This window comes from Geomonas ferrireducens, assembly GCF_004917065.1.
Taxonomy (GTDB): Bacteria; Desulfobacterota; Desulfuromonadia; order Geobacterales; family Geobacteraceae; genus Geomonas; species Geomonas ferrireducens.
This window is the reverse complement of sequence record NZ_SSYA01000001.1, coordinates 32,728-52,299: the sequence shown is the minus strand read 5'-3', so window position 1 is coordinate 52,299 and position 19,572 is coordinate 32,728. Positions and strand designations below refer to the sequence as shown.

Annotated in this window: 18 protein-coding genes; 12 read left to right on the top strand and 6 right to left on the bottom strand. The window is 62.1% G+C overall.

Annotated elements, in window-relative coordinates; all coding sequences use genetic code 11:
* Positions 1–12: 12 nt before the first annotated feature.
* Positions 13–1,296, bottom strand: a complete 1,284-nt coding sequence (locus tag E8L22_RS00255; RefSeq protein WP_136523300.1) for an O-acetylhomoserine aminocarboxypropyltransferase/cysteine synthase family protein — start codon at positions 1,294–1,296, stop codon at positions 13–15.
* 179 nt (positions 1,297–1,475) lie between these two features.
* Here E8L22_RS00255 and E8L22_RS00250 point away from each other — a divergent pair, with 179 nt between their 5' ends.
* The 8 genes from E8L22_RS00250 to E8L22_RS00215 all read left to right on the top strand — a co-directional run bounded on the left by E8L22_RS00250 (position 1,476) and on the right by E8L22_RS00215 (position 8,829).
* Positions 1,476–2,669 (top strand): pyridoxal phosphate-dependent aminotransferase, encoded by a 1,194-nt coding sequence (locus tag E8L22_RS00250; RefSeq protein WP_136523299.1) that lies wholly within the window; start codon positions 1,476–1,478, stop codon positions 2,667–2,669.
* Between the two features lie 12 nt (positions 2,670–2,681).
* Positions 2,682–4,055, top strand: a complete 1,374-nt coding sequence (locus E8L22_RS00245) for a sigma-54-dependent transcriptional regulator (protein ID WP_136523298.1) — start codon at positions 2,682–2,684, stop codon at positions 4,053–4,055.
* Positions 4,056–4,215: 160 nt separating this feature from the next.
* Positions 4,216–4,455: a type II toxin-antitoxin system ParD family antitoxin gene (locus E8L22_RS00240; protein WP_136523297.1), complete on the top strand. Its 240-nt coding sequence runs from the start codon at positions 4,216–4,218 to the stop codon at positions 4,453–4,455.
* A 2-nt stretch (positions 4,456–4,457) separates the two neighbouring features.
* Positions 4,458–4,763, top strand: coding sequence for a type II toxin-antitoxin system RelE/ParE family toxin (locus E8L22_RS00235; protein ID WP_281282906.1), 306 nt, complete (start codon positions 4,458–4,460; stop codon positions 4,761–4,763).
* Positions 4,764–4,793: 30 nt separating this feature from the next.
* Positions 4,794–5,189, top strand: coding sequence for an FxsA family protein (locus E8L22_RS00230; RefSeq protein WP_136523295.1), 396 nt, complete (start codon positions 4,794–4,796; stop codon positions 5,187–5,189).
* Positions 5,190–5,301: 112 nt separating this feature from the next.
* A complete protein-coding gene (locus E8L22_RS00225) occupies positions 5,302–6,507 on the top strand; it encodes a methionine adenosyltransferase (protein ID WP_136523294.1) in 1,206 nt (401 codons plus the stop codon).
* Positions 6,508–6,611: 104 nt separating this feature from the next.
* A complete protein-coding gene (locus E8L22_RS00220; RefSeq protein ID WP_136523293.1) occupies positions 6,612–7,112 on the top strand; it encodes a chemotaxis protein CheX in 501 nt (166 codons plus the stop codon).
* A 394-nt stretch (positions 7,113–7,506) separates the two neighbouring features.
* Positions 7,507–8,829 (top strand): hemolysin family protein, encoded by a 1,323-nt coding sequence (locus E8L22_RS00215; protein ID WP_136523292.1) that lies wholly within the window; start codon positions 7,507–7,509, stop codon positions 8,827–8,829.
* A gap of 39 nt (positions 8,830–8,868) precedes the next feature.
* On the opposite strand, the gene E8L22_RS00210 is transcribed toward E8L22_RS00215, so the two are convergent.
* The 3 genes from E8L22_RS00210 to E8L22_RS00200 form a co-directional block, all read right to left on the bottom strand.
* Positions 8,869–9,789 (bottom strand): TerC family protein, encoded by a 921-nt coding sequence (locus tag E8L22_RS00210; RefSeq protein ID WP_136523291.1) that lies wholly within the window; start codon positions 9,787–9,789, stop codon positions 8,869–8,871.
* A gap of 12 nt (positions 9,790–9,801) precedes the next feature.
* Positions 9,802–10,641, bottom strand: coding sequence for a zinc metalloprotease HtpX (gene htpX / locus E8L22_RS00205; protein WP_136523290.1), 840 nt, complete (start codon positions 10,639–10,641; stop codon positions 9,802–9,804).
* A 251-nt stretch (positions 10,642–10,892) separates the two neighbouring features.
* Positions 10,893–11,468, bottom strand: a complete 576-nt coding sequence (locus E8L22_RS00200) for an ANTAR domain-containing response regulator (protein WP_136523289.1) — start codon at positions 11,466–11,468, stop codon at positions 10,893–10,895.
* A 291-nt stretch (positions 11,469–11,759) separates the two neighbouring features.
* Here E8L22_RS00200 and E8L22_RS00195 point away from each other — a divergent pair, with 291 nt between their 5' ends.
* From E8L22_RS00195 to E8L22_RS00185, 3 genes are all read left to right on the top strand, one after another.
* Positions 11,760–14,474: a PAS domain S-box protein gene (locus tag E8L22_RS00195; RefSeq protein ID WP_246044471.1), complete on the top strand. Its 2,715-nt coding sequence runs from the start codon at positions 11,760–11,762 to the stop codon at positions 14,472–14,474.
* Positions 14,475–14,497: 23 nt separating this feature from the next.
* Positions 14,498–15,601 (top strand): hybrid sensor histidine kinase/response regulator, encoded by a 1,104-nt coding sequence (locus tag E8L22_RS00190; RefSeq protein ID WP_136523287.1) that lies wholly within the window; start codon positions 14,498–14,500, stop codon positions 15,599–15,601.
* Positions 15,602–15,690: 89 nt separating this feature from the next.
* Positions 15,691–16,113 carry a (deoxy)nucleoside triphosphate pyrophosphohydrolase gene (locus E8L22_RS00185; protein WP_246044469.1) on the top strand — a complete coding sequence of 141 codons (423 nt, stop codon included), beginning with the start codon at positions 15,691–15,693 and terminating at the stop codon, positions 16,111–16,113.
* On the opposite strand, the gene E8L22_RS00180 is transcribed toward E8L22_RS00185, so the two are convergent.
* Entirely contained in the window at positions 16,110–16,940 is an 831-nt protein-coding gene (locus E8L22_RS00180) for an HDOD domain-containing protein (protein ID WP_136523286.1), read from the bottom strand. The two genes, E8L22_RS00185 and E8L22_RS00180, sit on opposite strands and share 4 nt — an antisense overlap.
* Before the next feature lie 206 nt (positions 16,941–17,146).
* Between E8L22_RS00180 and mnmA the strand changes: the two genes are divergently transcribed.
* Positions 17,147–18,226, top strand: a complete 1,080-nt coding sequence (gene mnmA / locus E8L22_RS00175) for a tRNA 2-thiouridine(34) synthase MnmA (RefSeq protein ID WP_136523285.1) — start codon at positions 17,147–17,149, stop codon at positions 18,224–18,226.
* Between the two features lie 111 nt (positions 18,227–18,337).
* On the opposite strand, the gene rdgC is transcribed toward mnmA, so the two are convergent.
* A complete protein-coding gene (gene rdgC / locus E8L22_RS00170) occupies positions 18,338–19,531 on the bottom strand; it encodes a recombination-associated protein RdgC (RefSeq protein ID WP_136523284.1) in 1,194 nt (397 codons plus the stop codon).
* Positions 19,532–19,572 lie beyond the last annotated feature (41 nt).

Below are 19,572 nucleotides of genomic sequence, written 5' to 3'. Positions count from 1 at the left end.
TTTCAGCCTATCTTACTTTTGGCTGGCTAAAAGCGCCTGGTTCACGTCCTCGATCAGGTCGTCGATGTGCTCGATCCCTACCGAGAGCCTGATCAGGTCCGGCGAGACGCCGGAAGCGATCTGCTGCTCCTCGGAGAGCTGGCGGTGCGTCGTGCTCGCCGGGTGCAAAACGCAGCTCCTCGCATCCCCTACGTGCACCACGAGCGCAACTAACTGGCAGCTCTCCATGAACTTCTTGCCAGCCGCGGCGCCACCCTTGATGCCGAAGGTAAGCACGCCGCTCGCCCCCTTGGGGAGGTACTTCTTGGCACGCTCGTGGCTCTTGTGGCTTTCAAGCCCGGGGTAGTTCACCCACGAGACCGCCTCGTGCTTTTCGAGGTATTTCGCCATGGCGAGCGCGTTCTCGGAGTGGCGCTGCATCCGAAGCGGGAGCGTCTCGAGCCCCAGGTTGAACAAAAAGGCATTCATCGGGGCGGGGCAGGGGCCCAGATCGCGCATGAGCTGCACGCGCGCCTTGACGATGTAGGCGAGCTTGCCGAAGGTCTCCAGGTACTTGAGGCCATGGTAGCTCTCGTCGGGCTCCGTCATCTCGGGGTACTTGCCGCACCCCCAGTCGAAGTTGCCGCTGTCGATGATCACCCCGCCGACGCTGGTCGCGTGCCCGTCGATGTACTTGGTGGCCGAATGGACAATGATGTCGGCGCCGTGCTCGAAGGGACGGCAGAGGTAGGGTGTCGGGAAGGTGTTGTCGATGATGAGCGGTACCTGCATCTTCTTCGCGATGCGGGAGAACTTGTCGAAATCAAGGATGTTGAGCCCGGGGTTGCCGATGGTTTCACCGAACAGGCAGCGGGTCTCGGGGCGAAAGGCCGCACAGATGGTCGCCTCGTCGGCCTCCGGGTCCACGAAGGTCACCTCGATCCCCATTTTCGGGAAGGTGTTGGCGAAGAGCGAGTAGGTGCCGCCGTACAGGGTGCTGGCGGCGACCACATGCTGACCGGCTTGGCAGATGTTCATCACCGCCATGGTCGAGGCCGCCTGGCCGCTCGAGGTCGCCATCGCTGCGACGCCCCCCTCCATGGCCGCGATCTTCACCTCGAAACCTTCCGCGGTCGGGTTCGATAGCCGGGTGTAGAAGTGTCCCCCCACCTCGAGGTCGAACAGCTTCGCCACGTGCTCCGCGCTGGAAAACTTGTAGGTGGTGCTCTGGTAGATGGGCAGGATGCGCGGGTCACCGTCCTTCGGGGTGAATCCCTCCTGGATCGCCTGGGTCTCGATGCGCCAATGCTTCTTCATTGTTCCCTCCTTCTAGGTTCTGATGACAAGGCAAGGCGCGTATCATAGCAGATTGTCCGGGCGAATGCAGGGAAATATTAAAATGGTGCTTCGGTAGGGTGATCGCCGGGGGGGAATACGCCTTGCCCCGGTTTACGTAATGTGTTAATAAAACTGAACACCAAACCAAGGAGGGTAGCATGCCTGTTGCCGACAAGATAGCCGGTTTCATTGCGAAATCGTCGTGGATCAGGAAGATGTTCGAGGAAGGGGAGAAGCTCAGAAAGGAATTCGGCGCCGACCAGGTGTACGACTTCACCCTGGGGAACCCCGACGTCGAGCCCCCCGCGGCGTTCCAGGACGAGTTCGCAAAACTCGCCAAGGACCCGGTTCCGGGCATGCACCGTTACATGAACAACGCCGGGTATCAGGAGACCAGAGACGCCGTGGCCCGCATGTTGGCCGCGGCAAGCGAGCTCCCGGTCCAAGGCAGCCAGGTGGTGATGACCTGCGGTGCCGGCGGCGCGCTCAACGTGGTGCTGAAGACGATCCTCAACCAGGGGGACGAGGTGATCCTCCTGACGCCGTTCTTCGTCGAGTACCGCTTCTACATCGACAACCACGGCGGCGTCCCGGTCGAGGTCTGGACCGACCGCGAGACCTTCCAGCTCGATGTCCCGGCCATCGCCGCCGCGGTCACCCATAAGACCCGCGCCATAATCATCTGCTCCCCGAACAACCCGACCGGCGTCATCTACCCGGCGGAAAGCCTCAAGGCCCTGGGCGACATGGTGGCGGCAAAGGAGAAGGAGCTTAACCGGCAGATCCTGGTCATCTCCGACGAACCGTACGCCCGCATCGCCTACGACGGCAAGAACGTCCCGAACATCTTCCGTTACGTGCAGAACTCGGTCATCGTCACTTCGCACTCCAAGGACCTCGCCCTTCCCGGCGAGCGCATAGGCTACTTAGCTGCGAGCCCGAACATGAAGAACGTGGAGCAGTTCATGGAGGGGGCGGTCTTCTCCAACCGCGTGCTCGGCTTCGTGAACGCGCCCGCCCTCATGCAGCGCCTGGTGGCGGGGCTGCAGCACGTCTCCGTGGACATCGACGCCTACCGCGTGAAGCGCGACCTCCTCTACGATTCGCTCACCGCCATGGGCTTCTCCATGGTTAAGCCCGACGGTGCCTTCTACCTCTTCCCGAAGTCGCCCCTGGCCGATGACGTCGAGTTCGTCAAGATGGCCCAGAAGCACCGCATCCTCCTCGTCCCCGGGGCGGGCTTCGGCGCACCGGGCTTTTTCCGCATCGCCTACTGCGTGGACAAGGGGATGATCGAGAGGAGCCTCCCCGCCTGGAGGAACCTCGCCCGCGAAGCGGGGCTTTCCGGCTAGCAAGGGAGCGTAATGACCGACACCATTCTGATAGTGGACGACGAGGAGGGAATCCGCTCCTCGCTCGCCGGGATCCTCGAGGACGAAGGGTACCGCACCGTGTGCGCCGCGGACGGCGTCGAGGCGCTCGCCATGTGCAACAAGGAGCTCCCGGGGCTCGTGCTCCTCGACATCTGGATGCCCAGGATGGACGGCATCGAGACGCTCAAGCGCCTGAAGGAGCTGCATCCGGGGCTGAACGTCATCATGATGAGCGGTCACGGCACCATCGAGACCGCGGTCAAGTCCACGAAACTCGGTGCCTACGATTTCATCGAGAAGCCGCTCTCCCTGGAGAAGGTGGTGGTCACGGTGGAAAACGCCCTCGCCATGACGCGCCTGAAGGAAGAGAACGCGGCGCTTCGGGGCCAGGTGCAGCAGGGACACGAGATGATCGGAACCTCGGCCCCCATGCAGCAACTGGCCGACCAGATCCGCTTGGTCGCCCCCACCAACGCCTCGGTCCTCATCACCGGCGAGAACGGCACCGGCAAGGAGCTCGTGGCCCGCTCGGTGCACTATCACAGCCAGCGCCGCGACAAGCCCTTCATCGAGATAAACTGCGCCGCCATCCCAGAGGAACTCATCGAGAGCGAGCTCTTCGGTCACGAGCGGGGCGCCTTTACCGGTGCCGTCGCGCAGAAGAAGGGGAAGTTTGACCTGGCCGACGGCGGGACCCTTTTCCTGGACGAGATCGGCGACATGTCGCTCAAGACCCAGGCGAAGGTGCTGCGCATCCTGCAGGAGAAGAAGTTCGAAAGGGTAGGGGGGACGCGGACCATGGAGGTCGACGTCCGCATCGTGGCCGCCACCAACAAGCTCCTCGAGGAGGAGATCAAAAACGGCACCTTCCGCGAGGACCTCTACTACCGCCTCAACGTGGTCCCCTTCAAAGTGCCCCCCCTGCGCGAGCGTCGCGAGGACATCCCGCTCCTGGCCGGCTACTTTCTGGAGGCGTTCTGCGATCAGGAGGGGAGGGAGAGAAAGCGCATCGTCCCCGAGGCGATGGATGCACTCAAGCGCTACGACTGGCCCGGTAACGTCCGGGAGTTGAAGAACATCGTCGAGCGCCTGGTGATCATGACCCCCGGCGGCACCATTACGCTGAACCACCTCCCCGACTACCTGAACACCGCGGCCGAGCGCGAGGCGGGCGCGGGGAAACTCGACAGCGTGCTGGAGCTTTCCAGTTTAAGGGAGGCGCGCGAGGAGTTCGAGCGCGAGTTCATCATCCAGAAGCTCGAGGAGAACGACTGGAACGTCTCCAAGACCGCCGAAGCGATCGAACTGGAGCGGAGCAACCTGCACAGAAAGATCAAGAGCTACGGCATCGACATGAAGAAATAGAAGCCGTCAGTACCGTATCCGAAATCTTGCGCCGTGACTTTCCCTGGTCACGGCGCTTTTTTTTTCAAAGACGGTCAACAATTGTCGGCACTGAGAGCGGAGCTGGAGATGGTTGAGCGGTACCAAAAAATAATATATAGTGTGCGGGGGAGGACAGGTTATGGCTAAGAACACCAGCATAACGCTCGGAGAGCACTTCGAAGATTTCATCAACGAGCAGATCCGTGAAGGTAACTTCAGTTCGGTAAGTGAAACCGTCCGCGCGGGATTGCGCCTTCTTGAGGAAAACGACGTGAAGCTCAAACTCCTGCGCAAGGCACTGCAGGAAGGCGAGGCGAGTGAAAGGGTGGCATGTTCACTTGACCAGCTCCTTGCCGAGTTGAATGCGGAAGAGGCCTAATCGTGGCAGGCAGATATTTCCTGAGGCAAAAGGCAAAGGAAGACCTCATGGAGATAGGCCGATACACGTCTAAGACATGGGGGCGAAAGCAAAGAGACGCCTACCTGGCGGCGTTATACAAGTGCTTTGAGAAGCTGGCCGCTGGTGGGCTGCACGTGCAGGACTGCTCACATATTTTGCCCGAATATAAGCGGTATCACTGCCAACGGCATCTGATCTTTTTTAAGGACACCGTCGACGGAGACGTTGATATCATCCGTGTCTTGCACCAAGCGATGCATGTCAAGGATCGCCTTCTCGGCCGCTGAGTACAAAGCTGCAAAGAAAAAAGGGGAGCCATGTTCTTCAGACTATTTCTCATCTTCCTCATCGTCCCGGTCATCGAGATCTACCTCATCATAAAGGTGGGGCAGGTCATCGGCGGCGTCGCCACCGTCTCGATCCTCCTTGCCATGAGCCTTCTGGGCGCCTGGCTCATACGCCACCAGGGAGGGCGGGTGCTCGGCCAGATCCGCGACGAGCTGGCCCAGGGGCGGCTTCCCGCGGCGCAGCTTTTAGACGGCGCCCTTATCTTCATCGGCGGCGTGCTCCTCACCACGCCCGGCTTTTTCACCGACTTTCTCGGCATCTTCTTCCTCATCCCCGCTACCAGGCGCGTCATCAAGATGTGGCTCGGTCTCTGGCTGCAGGCGAAAATTGCCCGCGGCGGCTTCGTGGTGCGCCGGCACTTCTGATCCATCCCCCTTCTTCACCCCGTCTTTCCCATTAATTGCACCCCCTCCTTTTTCCGCTACTATTCTTCAATTGCCCGGACTGCCGCGCCGTCCGGGGTGAAAGGAGGAGCCGATGCTGGTCGTTGAGGAGTTTCGCGGCACTAAAGTTACCGAGCAGCGGGTCGAAATGGTGGAGCGCAAGGGGACCGGGCACCCGGACCAGATCTGCGACTGCATCATGGACGCCATCTCGGTCGCCCTTTCCCAGGCCTACCTCGCCGAGTTCGGCGTCATCCTGCACCACAACATCGACAAGGGGCTCCTCGCGGCCGGGCGCGTCGAGAAGCGTTTTGGCGGCGGTGAGGTGCTGGAGCCCATGGAACTCACCATCGGCGACCGCGCTACCTTTACGGTTGCCGGCAGGGAGATCCCGGTACGCGACATCGCCCTCGATGCGGCTAAAGGGTGGATCAGGGGGAACCTGCGCCACGTCGACCCGGAACGGCACCTGGCCTACCGCTTCAAGCTCGCCCCCGGCTCCCAAGAGCTGACCGACATCTTCGCACGCCCCGGAGCGGTGAGGGGGGCGAACGACACCTCCGCCGCGGTAGGCTACTATCCCTTGAGCCCCACCGAGTGCGCCGTCCTTTCCCTGGAACGGGAGCTGAACGGCGAGCGCTTCAAGCACCTCTTCCCGGAGACCGGCGAGGACGTGAAGGTGATGGGGCTTCGCTACGGTGACGAACTGGAGCTGACCGTCGCGATGCCCCTGCTCGCGGCAAAGGTGAACTCCGAGCGGGAATACTTCGAGAGGAAAGAGGCCGTCGCGGCAGAGATGCGGTGCTTTTTGGAGGCGACCTGTACCGGCTTCGCCCGGGTGCGGGTCTACTACAACACCCTGGATCAGGCGGGGCGGGGACTTGGGGGCGTCTACCTCTCGCTTCTCGGTACCTCGGCCGAGGACGCGGATTCCGGACAGGTCGGGCGCGGCAACCGGGTGAACGGCGTCATCCCGATCGGGCGTCCCATCGGCACCGAGGCCGCGGCCGGTAAGAACCCGGTAAGCCACGTCGGCAAGATCTACAACCTCCTGTCGCACAAGATGGCCCGCTCCATCTGCAAGTCGGTCCCCGGGGTGCAGGGTGCGAACGTCATGCTCCTGAGCAGGATCGGCGCGCCGGTGGACGAGCCGCAGATGGCCGACGCCCAACTCGTCATGGAGCCGGGGGGGGAGGTCGCCCAGGTTGAAGAGGCGGTGCGGGAGGTCATGCGGCGTGAGTTCGCCTCGATTAACGACTTCTGTCTCGCCCTTGCCAGGGGAGAGTACCGGGTCTGCTGAAAAGTTTCTAAAGTCGCAGTGATTACTGCCGAATACACCTGTGTACTGTTTTGCCGGCTGATGAGCCGATATGGTAGTTCAACTCGGAAGCGAGGAGGATGGAAATGGGGCTTGATGCCGCGGTCTTGAGCGATGCCAATACCACCGAAGAAGCGGTCCGGAAGACCATAGCCGATATAACCCGCGGGGTGTTCTCCACGATGGTCATGCTCGACGTGGTAGACGAACCCCCTCTGGACGAGCCGGTGCTCAACTTCCACGAGACGGTCACCAGTATGGTCGGCCTCGCCGGGAGCCATACCGGGATCCTCGCAATACACTGCCCGAAGCGGCTGGCGCTCCAGGTCACCTCGAACATGCTCGGAATGGATATCACCGAGGTGGATGACGATGTGAACGACGCCATGGGAGAGATCGCCAACATGGTCGGCGGGGACGTGAAGCACATCTTCTCCCCCGGCGGGGCGGACATCAACCTCTCCATCCCAACCGTCATCTACGGCAACGACTACGCCCTTGAGAGCGTCTCCAGTGCCGAGTCCCTCGTGATGCCCTTCATCTGCGGCGACGATCGTTTCCTGCTTTCCTTCAAGATCGGCAAGTAGCCCCCCCCTTTAGCGGCCACCCAAGCGGTGGCCGCCGCACCTCCGCTCGGTTCCCTCAAGACAAATCCCCCTGTCCCCCCTTCGCGAACCGCGCTACGGGGGGCAGGCTCCCCCTTCGCTAACTGCGCTACGGGGGGCAGGCTCCTCATTCGCAAAGGGGGGAGCGCGAGGTCACCTGCGACGCTTCGTGGACTGCTCTGTTCTTCTTTCGGGGAATTTTCCTATAACCCTTGAAAGGGCGATGCCCCCTCCGCATCCCCGTCCAGACGACCGCTTCTGCCGTCCAACCACTACAAAAGGTTGACAAGGTGCCGGTTAGCGTTGAAAATGAGCACCTGTTGAGATTAGCAAGCCAGGGCACCTTCTTGGCGAGCCATGAACTACCGGAGGGTAATTGGACACCGTCTTCGTCGAACTGCTGGTCATAGCCGTCCTCATACTGCTGAACGGATTTTTCTCCTGCGCTGAATTCGCCATCGTCTCCATAAGAAAAAGCCGCGTTGCGCAACTGGTCTCCATGGGGAACCAGCGCGCCGCACTGATCGAGTCGCTGCAAAAGGACCCGCACCGACTGCTCGCCATCGTGCAGATCGGCGTCACCGTCGTCGGCTCGACCGCTTCCGCGGTGGGCGGTGTCATCGCGGTCGATTACATCCGTCCCGTGTTTCTCATGTCCCCCTTCGCGATGGTCAGAAACGCCGCTGAGCCGCTCTCCATCGGCCTGGTGGTAAGCGCCATCTCCTACCTCTCCCTCATCCTCGGGGAACTGGTCCCGAAGACCATCGGGCTTCAGTACGCGGAACAGGTGGCGCTGCGCGTGGCGCAACCGATCAACCTCCTCGCCCGCGTAGCCGGCGTCCTGGTCTCGGTGCTCAGCTTCTCCACCAAGGCGACGCTTGCCCTGTTCGGGCTGAAGAGCGAGGGGGAGGCCTTCGTCACCCGGGAGGAGGTGCAGCATATCGTCGCCGAGGGACACGAGAGCGGCATCTTCAGCGAAACCGAGCACACCTTCATCGACAACCTCTTCGATTTCACACACACCGCCGTGCGGGAGGTCATGGTGCCGCGTACCCGCATCGTCGCCTTCGACCTGAACCAGTCCAACGAGGAGATCCTGAACGGGGTGCTGGACAACATGTACTCGCGCTACCCGGTCTACCTAGGGAGCATCGAGGAGACGGTGGGGTTCATCCACGGCAAGGACCTCCTGGGGCGCATGGTGCGCGAGCCGGACTTCGACATCCGCTCCATCGTCCGTCCCCCCGTCTTCGTTCCGGAAGGAAAGAAGGTGAGCGACCTTCTAAAGGAGATGCAGAAGACCCGCGTGCATATGGCGTTCGTGGTGGACGAGTACGGCAGTATCAGCGGCATCGTCACCACCGAGGATCTGCTCGAGGAGCTGGTTGGGGAGATCGAGGACGAGCATGATGTCGGGGAGCCTAGCCGGGTGCAGGTGATGGCGGACGGGAGCTATCTGGTCGATGCCTTCATCTCGGTCTCCGATCTGGAGGACCTGCTGGAGATCGACCTGGGTGAGGACCTTCCCTACGACACCCTGGCCGGGCTCATCCTGGACCGGATCGGTCGTTTCCCCGAACAGGGGGAGAAAGTGGCGTTCGGCGAGTATCTGCTCACCTGCGAGGAAGTGACCCGGACCGGTATCACCCAGGTCCGGATCGTGAAGCGGGAGGAGGAGAAAGTAACAGAACCGGAGTGATGCCGCGCCCGGCGGCGACCTCACGAGGTCCGGTCACCTTTACCTGTGCTGCTTTTTGGTCAGGAGCACCGACGTCAGGATGGAGATGGTGAGGGCGCCGATGATGACGCCGAGGGAGAGCACGAGCGGGATCTCCACCACGTTGGAAAGGAGCATCTTCGCGCCGACGAAGGCGAGGATGACCGACACTCCCAGTTTGAGATGGGTGAACATCTCCATGACGTGGGCCAGCAGATAGTAGAGCGAGCGCAGCCCCATGATGGCGAAGATGTTGGAGCTGTACACGATGAAGGGGTCGTGGGTGACCGCGAGCACCGCCGGAATGGAGTCCACCGCGAAGATCACGTCGCTTGATTCCACCACGACCAGGGTCAGGAAGAGCGGGGTGGCGGCCCAGATGCCGCGCCTTTTTATGAAGAAGCGGTCGCCCCGCGCCCTCTTGGTGATGGGAACGAAGCGCCGGACCAAGCGTACCATCGGGTTGTTCTCCGGGTGCACCTCCTCGTCGCCGCCGAAGGCCATTTTGAACCCGGTGTAGATCAGGACGACGCCGAAGACGTACACCATCCAGTGGAAGCGCTCGATCAGTCCGATCCCCACCATGATGAAGATGCCGCGCATCACCAGGGCGCCTATGATCCCCCACTTCAGTATCTTGGGCTGCAGCGCCCGCGGGACCTTGAAGTAGGAGAAGATCATGATGAAGACGAAGAGGTTGTCGACGGAGAGCGATTCCTCGATGATGTAACCGGTGAAGAACTCCAGAGCCTTTGCCGATCCAAGGACGTACCACACCCCGGCGTTGAAGAGCATGGCGAGCCCGATCCAGACCACGGTCCAGGTGAGCGCCTCCCTAAACTTGATCTCATGGCTCTTCCGGTTGAAGACGAAGAGGTCCAGAACGAACATCACCGTCATGATCACCGCGAAGGCGATCCACATCATCTCATTGTTTGTCAAAACTCCCCCCGGTTAACGTTCCATCTGTTCAAGCCGCGCGATCCGCTCCTCCATGGGAGGGTGCGTGGAAAAAAGCCTCATAAGGGCACCGGCGCTCAGCGGGTTCACGATGAACATGTGCGCCGTTGCGGGGCGCGCCTCCTGCATCGGCAAGACGTGCGAGGCCTGGTCCAGCTTCCTGAGCGCGTTGGCGAGGGCGCGCGGCCTGCCGCAAAGCCTGGCACCGCTCTCGTCCGCCAGGTACTCGCGGCTTCTCGACACCGCCAACTGGATCAGCATGGCGGCGATGGGGGCTATGATGGCGAGTGCCAGGCCGCCCCATCCCCCTCCCTCGTCATCGTCACTGCGGGAGCCGAAGATGGCGGCCCACTGCACCATGTTCGCCAGCATGGAGATGGCGCCGGCTATGGTCGCGGCTATGGTGGATATGAGGATGTCGCGGTTTGCCACGTGGCTTAGTTCGTGCGCCATCACCCCCTCCAGTTCCTCCGGGGTGAGGATGCGCAGGATCCCCTCGGTCGCGGCCACCGCCGCATGTTCGGGGTTTCGCCCGGTGGCGAAGGCGTTGGGGGATTCGGACGGGATGATGTAGACCTTGGGCATGGGAAGCCCCCCCTGCAGCGCCAGTCGGCGCACCATGCCGTAGAAGGCGGGGTTCTCGCTTTCGGTGATCTCCTGCGCTCCGTACATGCGCAGCACGATCTTGTCGGAGAACCAGTAGGAGAAGAGGTTCATCACGCACGCCATGAAGAAGGCGAGGTACATGCCGCCCCGGCCGCCGATGGCGCTTCCCAGGGCTACCATGATCAGCGTGAGCGTGGTGAGCAGGACTGCGGTCTTGAATCTGTTCATGACGTTACCTCCTGAGCCTCGTGGACTGGTCAAATAAAAAGACCTTTACCCAGGCGCTTGAAGCACTGGATAAAGGTCTTGCCTGCCGACAGGATTGTCATGCCCCATGTCCGGGCCTTTTGGCCGTCTTGACGAACACGGGTCGGTTGCGGTTCAACCGTTGGCTACTCCCCTTTACCTTGGTGAAATATAGGTAATGGTCGGCCGGGTGTCAACCGTTTCTTTTCCCACGCCGCGCCGGGGAAACGGCTTCAGCCGGCGATGCTTTCGGTGAGGAGAATGGCGTCGGCCAGCTGGCGCATGGAAATCCTCCGGTCCATGGCGAGCCTCTGCATCCGGCGGAACGCCTCCGCCTCGGAGAGCTTGTCCCGCTCCATGAGGCGCCCCTTCGCCTTCTCGATCACCTTCCTGCTCTCGATGCTCTCCTTTAGAGAAGATACCTCCTCCTTCAAACGCTCCACGCGCCGCGCCGCCGCGATGGAGAGGACGAGCGCCGCCACCAGCTCGTCTTCGCGCACCGGCTTCGCGAGGATGGTGGATACCGTCGCTTCACCCCAGGTCTGCACCTCCTCCACCTCGCTGCTCTCCGCGATCATGATGATCGGCAGGCTAAGCTTTTCCCAAAGCCGTTTCGCCACGCTTTTGATCTCTTGGTCTGCGGCGAGGTATTCGATGACGGCCACCTCTGGATGGTTGGACAGCGTCTCGTTCAACAGCTCTCCCGGGCTCCCCGGTGCTATTATTTCAGCAAAACCTCGATCCCTGAGCCTCTTTTTTAGGCTGACCAGGAGTTCCTCGTCGCGCATGTACAGGACCGCTTTTCCCATGTGTTTCACCCCCTTACGACGATTGACACCGCCTTGAAATGACAGGACGACAGGTAAAGAGCACAGAGCGTTCCAAAAACGACAGCATCGGTGCCGTACCACTGTAAAAAAAAAACGCGGATGTCGTGAGCCGTTGCACCATGAAACCGATCCCTTCTCCGCTAATTTCATTAATGTTTTTCGGCGCGGCGCCGATAAGGTCCTCGTCGCGTCAACAACGTCGCAATTCCGGTGCAAAGGTCACCCATGCCCTCTGGTTACAGGTCACTTCAGTGTATCAGCAGAAATACCATGCTCCTGGCGATCTGCGCCTTGCTGCTGCTCCTCCTGTACGTCGCGGCGCTGCGCCCCCAGGCATGGTCGGTGAGTGCGGTGGCGATGCTGTTTGTGGCGGGCATTCACCTCCTGCGCCTTAAGTGGCGCCGGCAGGCCGAGGACGAATTGCGCCGCAGCGAAGAACAGCTCCGCATCTCGCAGCGCATAGCACAGATCGGAAGCTGGGACTGGGACATGGCAAGCGGGAGGCTGGACTGCTCCGAAGAGCTCTGCCGGATCTTCGCCGTCCCCTTCGAGAAGGCGCCCGCGAGTTACCGGGCCTTTCTCGCGCTGCTGCCGGAGACTGGGCGCGAGACGGTGGCCATCGCGGTCGAAAAGGCGCTGAACGGCGGGGATTCCTTCGCCGTGGAGTACGCCCTGCTCCGGCCGGGAGGGGGAGAGCGCATCCTCGAGGAGGTCGGCGAGGTTTTCCGTGATACCTCCGGGACGCCGCTTAGGGTCGTCAGCGTGGTGCACGACGTGACCGAGCGCAAGGAGGCGGAAAGCGCGCTCTTCTTCGAAAAGCGCTACCGCGGCCTGATCGAGAACCTGCCGCAGCGCATCTTCCTCAAGGACTGCAACCTCGTCTATCTCTCCTGCAACTCCAGCTTCGCGCGTGAACTGGGCTTGCAGCCGGCCGAGGTCTTCGGCAAGACCGACTACGATATCGTCGCCCCCCCCCTCGCCAAAAAGCGGCAGGAGGAGGACGCCAGGGTGATGCAGGAAGGGTGCGCCGTGGAGCACGACGAGCTGCGCGAGAAGGACGGCACCTGGGTCAGCAAGTCCCTCACACCGCTTAAGGACGATCGCGGGCGGGTTTACGGCCTTCTGGGGGTTCTTACCGACATCACCTTCAGGAAAAAGGCCGAGGAACAGCTGAAGGAGAGCGAGGAGCGCTTCCGCAACACCTTCGAGCAGGCCGCGGTCGGCATCTGCCATATCGCCCTCTCCGACATCCTGATCAGGATCAACAGCCGCTTCTGCGACATCCTGGGGTACGGCCAGGACGAACTGATGGGATGGACCCTCGAGCAGACCATCCATCCGGAAGACCGCACCGCCGAGCAGAGCCACCTCTCGCGGCTCATAAACCGGGAGATCGACAACTACAGCATAGAGATCCGGCAGATCCGAAAAGACGGCTCGCTCGTATGGGTCAACCTGACCAAGTCGCTCGTCTGCGCCCCGGGAGGGGAGCCCAAGTACCTGATCGGCGTGGTCGAGGACGTGACCGCAAAGCGCGAGGCGCTGGAGCTGCGCCGCGAGCGCGACCTGGTGCAGGCGGCAAGCCGCGCCAAGAGCGAATTCCTCGCCAACATGGGGCACGAGATCCGCACCCCGATGAACGCCGTCATGGGGCTGAGCCGCCTGGCCCTGAAGACCGAGCTTACCCCGAAGCAGCGTGACTACCTGGAGAAGATCTGCTCGTCGAGCCGGACCCTTTTGAACATCATCAACGACATCCTCGACTTCTCGAAGATCGAGGCGGGGAAGGTCGAGCTGGAAAAGACCGAACTGAGCCTTCATGAGGTGCTGGGAAACATCTCCGACATGCACCACCTGAAGGCGCAGGAGAAGGGGATCGAGTTCAGGGTGCGTCTCGCCCCCGAGCTCCCCAAAAAGCTCATGGGGGACCCGCTGCGCCTTACCCAGGTGCTGAACAACCTGATCGGCAACGCCCTCAAGTTCACCCAGCGCGGCGAAGTGGTGCTCGCTGTGAAGCCGGTCGGCCATGATGAGGGGGAGGTCGCCGTGGAGTTCAGCGTCCAGGACACCGGCATCGGCATCACCCCCGAACAGATGGAGCGCATCTTCACCCCGTTCACCCAGGCGGACAGCTCCACCACGCGGCGCTTCGGCGGTACGGGGCTTGGCCTCTCCATCAGCCGGCAGCTGGTCGAGCTCATGGGGAGCGAGCTCAAGGTGCATAGCGTTCCCGGCGCCGGAAGCAGCTTCTTCTTCACGGTCGGCTTCGCCCTTCCACCCGCCGGCAAGGCCGTGGTAGAGAGCAAAGAGGTACAGTTGCGCAGCATGCGCCTGCTCTTCGTCGACGGCGACGCCGCTTCGGTCGAGGGGGTCGGTGAGATGCTGCATGGGATGCCGATGGAGCTCTGCTCCGTTGCCGACGTGGCGGAGGCGCTCGATGCGCTCGAGGACGACACGGCGCATCCTTTCGACCTGGTGGTAGTCGACGGCGCCACTGCGGGCGTCGGCGGGGTGGAAAAGCTCTGCCGCAGTATCGGCAGCCGGTACCACGGTCGCATTCCGGTAATCGTTGCCGCAGCCGCGGAGCAGTTGGAAGAGGTGCAGCAGGCCGGGGACGAGTGGGGGGTGAGTGCGGTGTACGCAGCTCCGGTGCGTCCCTCGCTCATGGTGGACGGCATGATCCGGGCGCTCTCCCGCGCGGCGGAGCAACCGCAGGCACGGGCGACCGCTGCGGGCGCGGCAAGGGCGGTGAAGACCGCATCCGAAGGCGCTTTCGAACCGCAGCGCTTCACCGCGGAGAAGGGGAAGCTGGAGCGGCTTTTGGCCCGCAACAGCCTTGATGCCAAGCGGCAGTTCGAGAAATTCTGCGCCCAGGTCCCCCGCGGCGAATACACCAACGAGTTGCAGGCGTTGCAGGCCTGCATGGAAAAACTCGATTTCAGAAAGGCGCGGCAACTGCTCGCCATATTCCCGGCGCCCCAGTAAGCGCCCCGAGCGAGGGAGAATACATGAAACGCCAGACGGTCATGATCGTCGACGATACACCTGCCAACATCGAGATCCTGAGCGAGAGCCTGGGGGATGACTACGAGCTTTTCTTCGCGACCAGCGGAGCCGACGCCCTGGAACTCATCCGTGCGGACAAGCCGGACCTGATCCTGCTCGACATCATGATGCCCGGGATGGACGGCTTCGAGCTCTGCACCATCCTGAAAAGCGACCCCGCCACGCGCGACATCCCGATCATCTTCGTCACCGCCATGATCGAGGAGGAACAGGAGATCAAGGGGCTCGAGCTGGGCGCCATCGACTACCTCACCAAGCCGATCAGCCCGCACATCGTGAGGGCGCGGGTCAAGAACCACCTGGAGCTCAAGCGCTACCGCGACCTCCTGGAGACCCTGGCGAGTGCCGCCGATCGGGCCAAAAAAGAGTTCCTGCGCAGCGTAAGCCACGAACTGCGCACGCCGCTCACCCCGATCATCGGGATGACCGACCTCGTGCTGAACAGCGAGGAGGATGACAACAAGCGCAAGTACTTGGAGATGGTCCAGAAATCGGCCCTGCGGCTTCTGGGGATCGTGGAGGACCTCATCGAGACCAGCAGGCTGGAAGGGGAGGGGGGAGCCCCGGAGAACGCGCCGTTCCAGTTGAAGCCATTCCTGGACACGGTTGCCATGGAAGCGCGCGCCTTGGCGCAGGCGAAGGGGCTGCAGTGTGCCATCCTTCTCGACCCGGCGCTGCCGGCCGCCGTGGTGAGCGACCAGGTGATGCTGCACAAGGTGCTCTGCATGCTGCTCGGCAACGCGGTCAAGTTCACCGCCGAGGGAGGGGTGGGGCTGGAGGTGCGCGTTCAGGAGACGGCCGGGATCCCGATGCTGCAGTTCTCGGTCTCCGACACCGGCGTCGGCATCGATCCCGCGGATCTCGAACGCATCTTCAGCGACTTCACCCAGTCCGACGGCTCGATCACCCGTTCCTTCCCCGGGCTGGGGCTCGGGCTCACCCTCGCGCGCCGCATGACCGAGCTCATGGACGGCAGCATCTGGGCCGAGAACGCGCCCGAGGGAGGCTCCGTTTTCCAACTGCAGATCCCGCTGGTGCTCCCGTAACCGCGTCCGCTTCCTGAGCGCCCCGTGCTGCCAATATTCGCTTGACCTGTTATCTACGGTCGCGTACGTTCTTGCACGAGGTGATTGAAATGAACATGGTTTCCGCCGGTGCTGCGCATACAAGAAAGCACGTCCACGTCGCCTGCGCCGTGATCGAGCGGGACGGGCTGGTCCTGTCGGCCCGGCGCAGCGCATCAATGAACCTGCCGCTTAGGTGGGAGTTTCCGGGTGGGAAGATCGAGCCCGGGGAAGGACGGGAGGAATGCCTAAAGCGTGAACTGGTGGAGGAAATGGGTGTGGAGATCGCCGTCGAGCGCCCGCTCACGCCGGTCACCCACAGCTATCCCGCCTTCGATGTGACGCTCTACCCCTACATCTGCAGCATCGTATCCGGTGAAATCACCCTGCATGAACATTCGGCGATGACCTGGCTTCCTCCGGCACGGATGCTGGAGCTCGACTGGGCCGACGCCGACCTCCCCATCATCCTGGAGTATCAGGGGCTTTTCTAGAGAACCAGCTCCTGGGAGTCCTCGAGAACGTCCAGCAGGTCGTCCATCTCTTCCTGGGTGAGCTGCAGGATCGCCGCCTCGGTCTGCTCGGCGAGATCGAGGTCGGCATCCCGCACCAGCCCGATCCCTTTCATCCGGCATGCCGTGTTAACGAGCCGTACCACGGTCAGTACGATGTCCTGGGTGTCGAAGTTCTCATCGTGGTGATTGGCGACCACGTTGTAATAGACCTTCGGCATGTTCCAGTGCTCCATGAGCCGGCATCCCTGCTCTATGTGCAGCTCCTCGAAGATCTCCAGCAACAGGTCCTCTTCCAGCGCCGCCTGTGCCACACCCATCTGGTTCAGCCGCTCCAGCGACTTCAAAAGGTACAGCTTGCCGATGTCGTGAAGAAGCCCCGCCATGTACGCCTGGTCGGCGTGCTGCGGGTATCCCGCCCGGCGCATGAGCCAGCGGCTCCCCAGGGCGCAGGCGTGGCTGTGCAGCCAAAGCGACTGCATGAACCCGTTGATGATGCGGTTATCCGAGGCGTGGAGGCTCGCCTGGGAGGCCGCCATGGCGAGGTTCGTTATCTCCTGCGCCCCCAACCTCACCGTAGCCTCCTTCACCGTCTCGGCGCGTACCCGCCCGATGTACAGCGGGGAGTTCGCCATCTTGAGGATCTGGCCGGCGAGCGACTGGTCCTCGTTGACCAGGTCCGTCACCTGGCCCATCGTGAAGTCCGTCGTTTGCAAAAGGTGGACGAGCCTCAGCGCGATGGGGTGGAATACGGGAAGGTCGATCGGCTGGTTACCCAGCAGACGCCTGATGGTGAGGGAGAGGGGCATGGTGATTCTCCTTGAACGGTTTACGGGCCGGCGGCCAGTGTAGTTCAGAAAAGAAGGTGATACCAGTACAAATCGGCATCCGGCGCTCAAACTTGAGTACGCAACGCAGCATTCCCGTCGAGGGGTGGGCAGGCGAAAAAGTGTTGCCTTACGAAGGCGATTCGGTCAAGTATGGATGCGCAGCTAATCAGGAACACGGAGCAGATATGTCGGCAGATTATAAAGGCAGGAAGATAGCCGTCGCCATGAGCGGCGGGGTGGATTCATCGACGGTCGCCGCCCTTTTGAAAGAGCAGGGTGCGGAGGTGATCGGCATCAACATGAAGCTGTTTCGGCGCGAGGGGGAGGACCCGCAGGCAAAGGGGGACGCCCAGGTGGTCGCCGAGTACCTCGGGATAGAGTTTCACCAGGTGCATCTGGAAGAGGAGTTCGGGCGCCTCATCATGGACGATTTCCGCACCCAGTACCAGGCGGGGGAGACGCCGAACCCCTGCGTGCGCTGCAACCGCTACGTGAAGTTCGGCCTTCTCCTGGACAAGGCGCTCGAGCTCGGCGCCGATTACCTCGCCACCGGCCACTACGTGCGTACCGGTTGCGACGAGGAGGGGACCTACCACCTGCTTAAGGCGCATTACCTCGCGAAGGACCAGTCCTACTTTCTGTACACGCTCACCCAGCGGCAGCTCTCACACGTCATCTTTCCGCTCGGGGAAATGCCCAGCAAGGATGAGGTGCGACGGCTTGCCGGGGGCTTCGGCATCCCCGTGGCCCAGAAAAGCGACAGCCAGGAGATCTGCTTCGTCCCCGGCGACGACTATGTGGCGTTTCTGGAGCAGGGGGGACGTGTTGCCGGCAAAAAGGGGGACATCGTCCACGTGAACGGGACCGTGCTCGGGCGTCATAGCGGCACGCACCGCTACACCATCGGGCAGCGAAGGGGGCTCGGTATCGCCTGGAAGGAACCGCTCTACGTCGTGGCCATCGACGCGGTCGGGGGGAAGGTGGTGGTGGGGGAGGTGGGTATCCTCTACGCCTCCGGGCTCGTTGCCTGCGAGCTGAACTGGGTCGTTCCGGTGCATGGGGAAGAGGTGCGGACCACCTGCAAGATCAGGTATCGCCAGCAGCCGATCGAGTGCAGCGTGAGGCTTCTGGGGGAAGGGCGCGGCGAGGTCCGCTTCGCGGAGCCGCAGAAGTCGGTCACCCCTGGACAGTCCGTGGTCTTTTACCAGGGGGACGAGCTGGTGGGGGGCGGCCGCATCGTCCGCGCCCTCGGCACGGAGGAGTAGCCCCCTCGCATCAAAGCAACAGCCTCAAAGCAAAGGGCGCAGAGGCGGCTCCCGGATTTCGGTCCGGGGAGCCGTCCCTGCGCCCTTATTTTTTTGCCAACCTTTTCTCTTTTATTCCAGCGGCCTGTTGCAGAAGCTGCAAACGTTCAGCCACTTCTGGATCGCCTCGGCCTGCTCCGCCCACTGGTTTCCAAGCCTCAGTTCAAGGAAGGCCGCGAAGACGGAGTCGAAGAGCTGGTTCCCCTTCTCCAGAAGGAGCATCCTCTCGAAGAACACCGCCTCGCGCTCCATCGCCTCGTCCACCGTGCTGTCCTTCTCGAGCTTCACCGCAGGGGACTTGAAGGAGGCGAAGTGGAAGAGCTCACCCTTGAGCGTCAGCTTGTAGTGGTCGTCGCCGCTCTCCATATGGAGGGTCGCCTCGGTGATCTGCTTCTTGTTGAGAAGCGCGCTTCTCACCTCATTGAAATGGTCCTGGGGACCCGCCACGGTGATCTTCTGGGCCCCGTTCTCCCCCGACCCCAGGAGCACGACGCGGTCGTCGAGATAGGCGACGAAACCTTCCTTGGCGAGGAGCACCCCCGGCTGGTTCACGGTGTACTCGGAGGACTCGTTCATGGTCTGGTACATGAGCCAGAGCATGAAGTCGGCGCCTAACCACTGGTTTTCCTTGATGAGCTCCAGGTAGTTGTCGCCCCCCGCCTTGTTCGCCTGCTGCAGGAGCGCCTTGTACTCATCGTCTAGTACGCTCTCGGCGCGGGCGTACGGGTGAAACGCGGAGACCCTGAGCCCCTCGAAGGTCTTCTTGAACTGCTCCTCGAAGAGCTCGATCACCTTGGGCGAAAGCGAGCTGAAGGTGAGGATGCCGCTCTTCGTGTCCCAGACCGCGTCATAGGTCGCCGGGGTGGGGAGGGTCTGGGATAGGAGCATGCCGCGCACCGCCTCCTTCAGGTCCTCCCGCTTCTGCTTGGGCACCTTGGTCATGCCCGGGTTTTCCGCCAGGAATTCCTCCTGCGCTTTTTCAAGGTGTGCCTTCAGCACCGCGGAAGGAACGGAGCGCTTGTCGCGGCGCAGGGTGAACATGAAGTAGTGCTCGCGGCAGCAGGCCGCGGGGGAATCGAAGTCGGAGACCCTGGGGTCGTCCAGGTGCGCCCAGCCGACCGAGATCTCCTCGCTCCCCTGGTCAATCGGGTTGAACCGGTTCGCCGCCAACTGCTTGGTGACGAAGTCGTGGAGGTCCTGCTGTTGCGGGATCTCACCCTGAACCTTGAAGTGACAGACGCTTACTGTGTTGGCGAGAATGCCCATCGATGTTTCTCCTTCGGTTTTACGTTTCTTCTCCGCGTGAG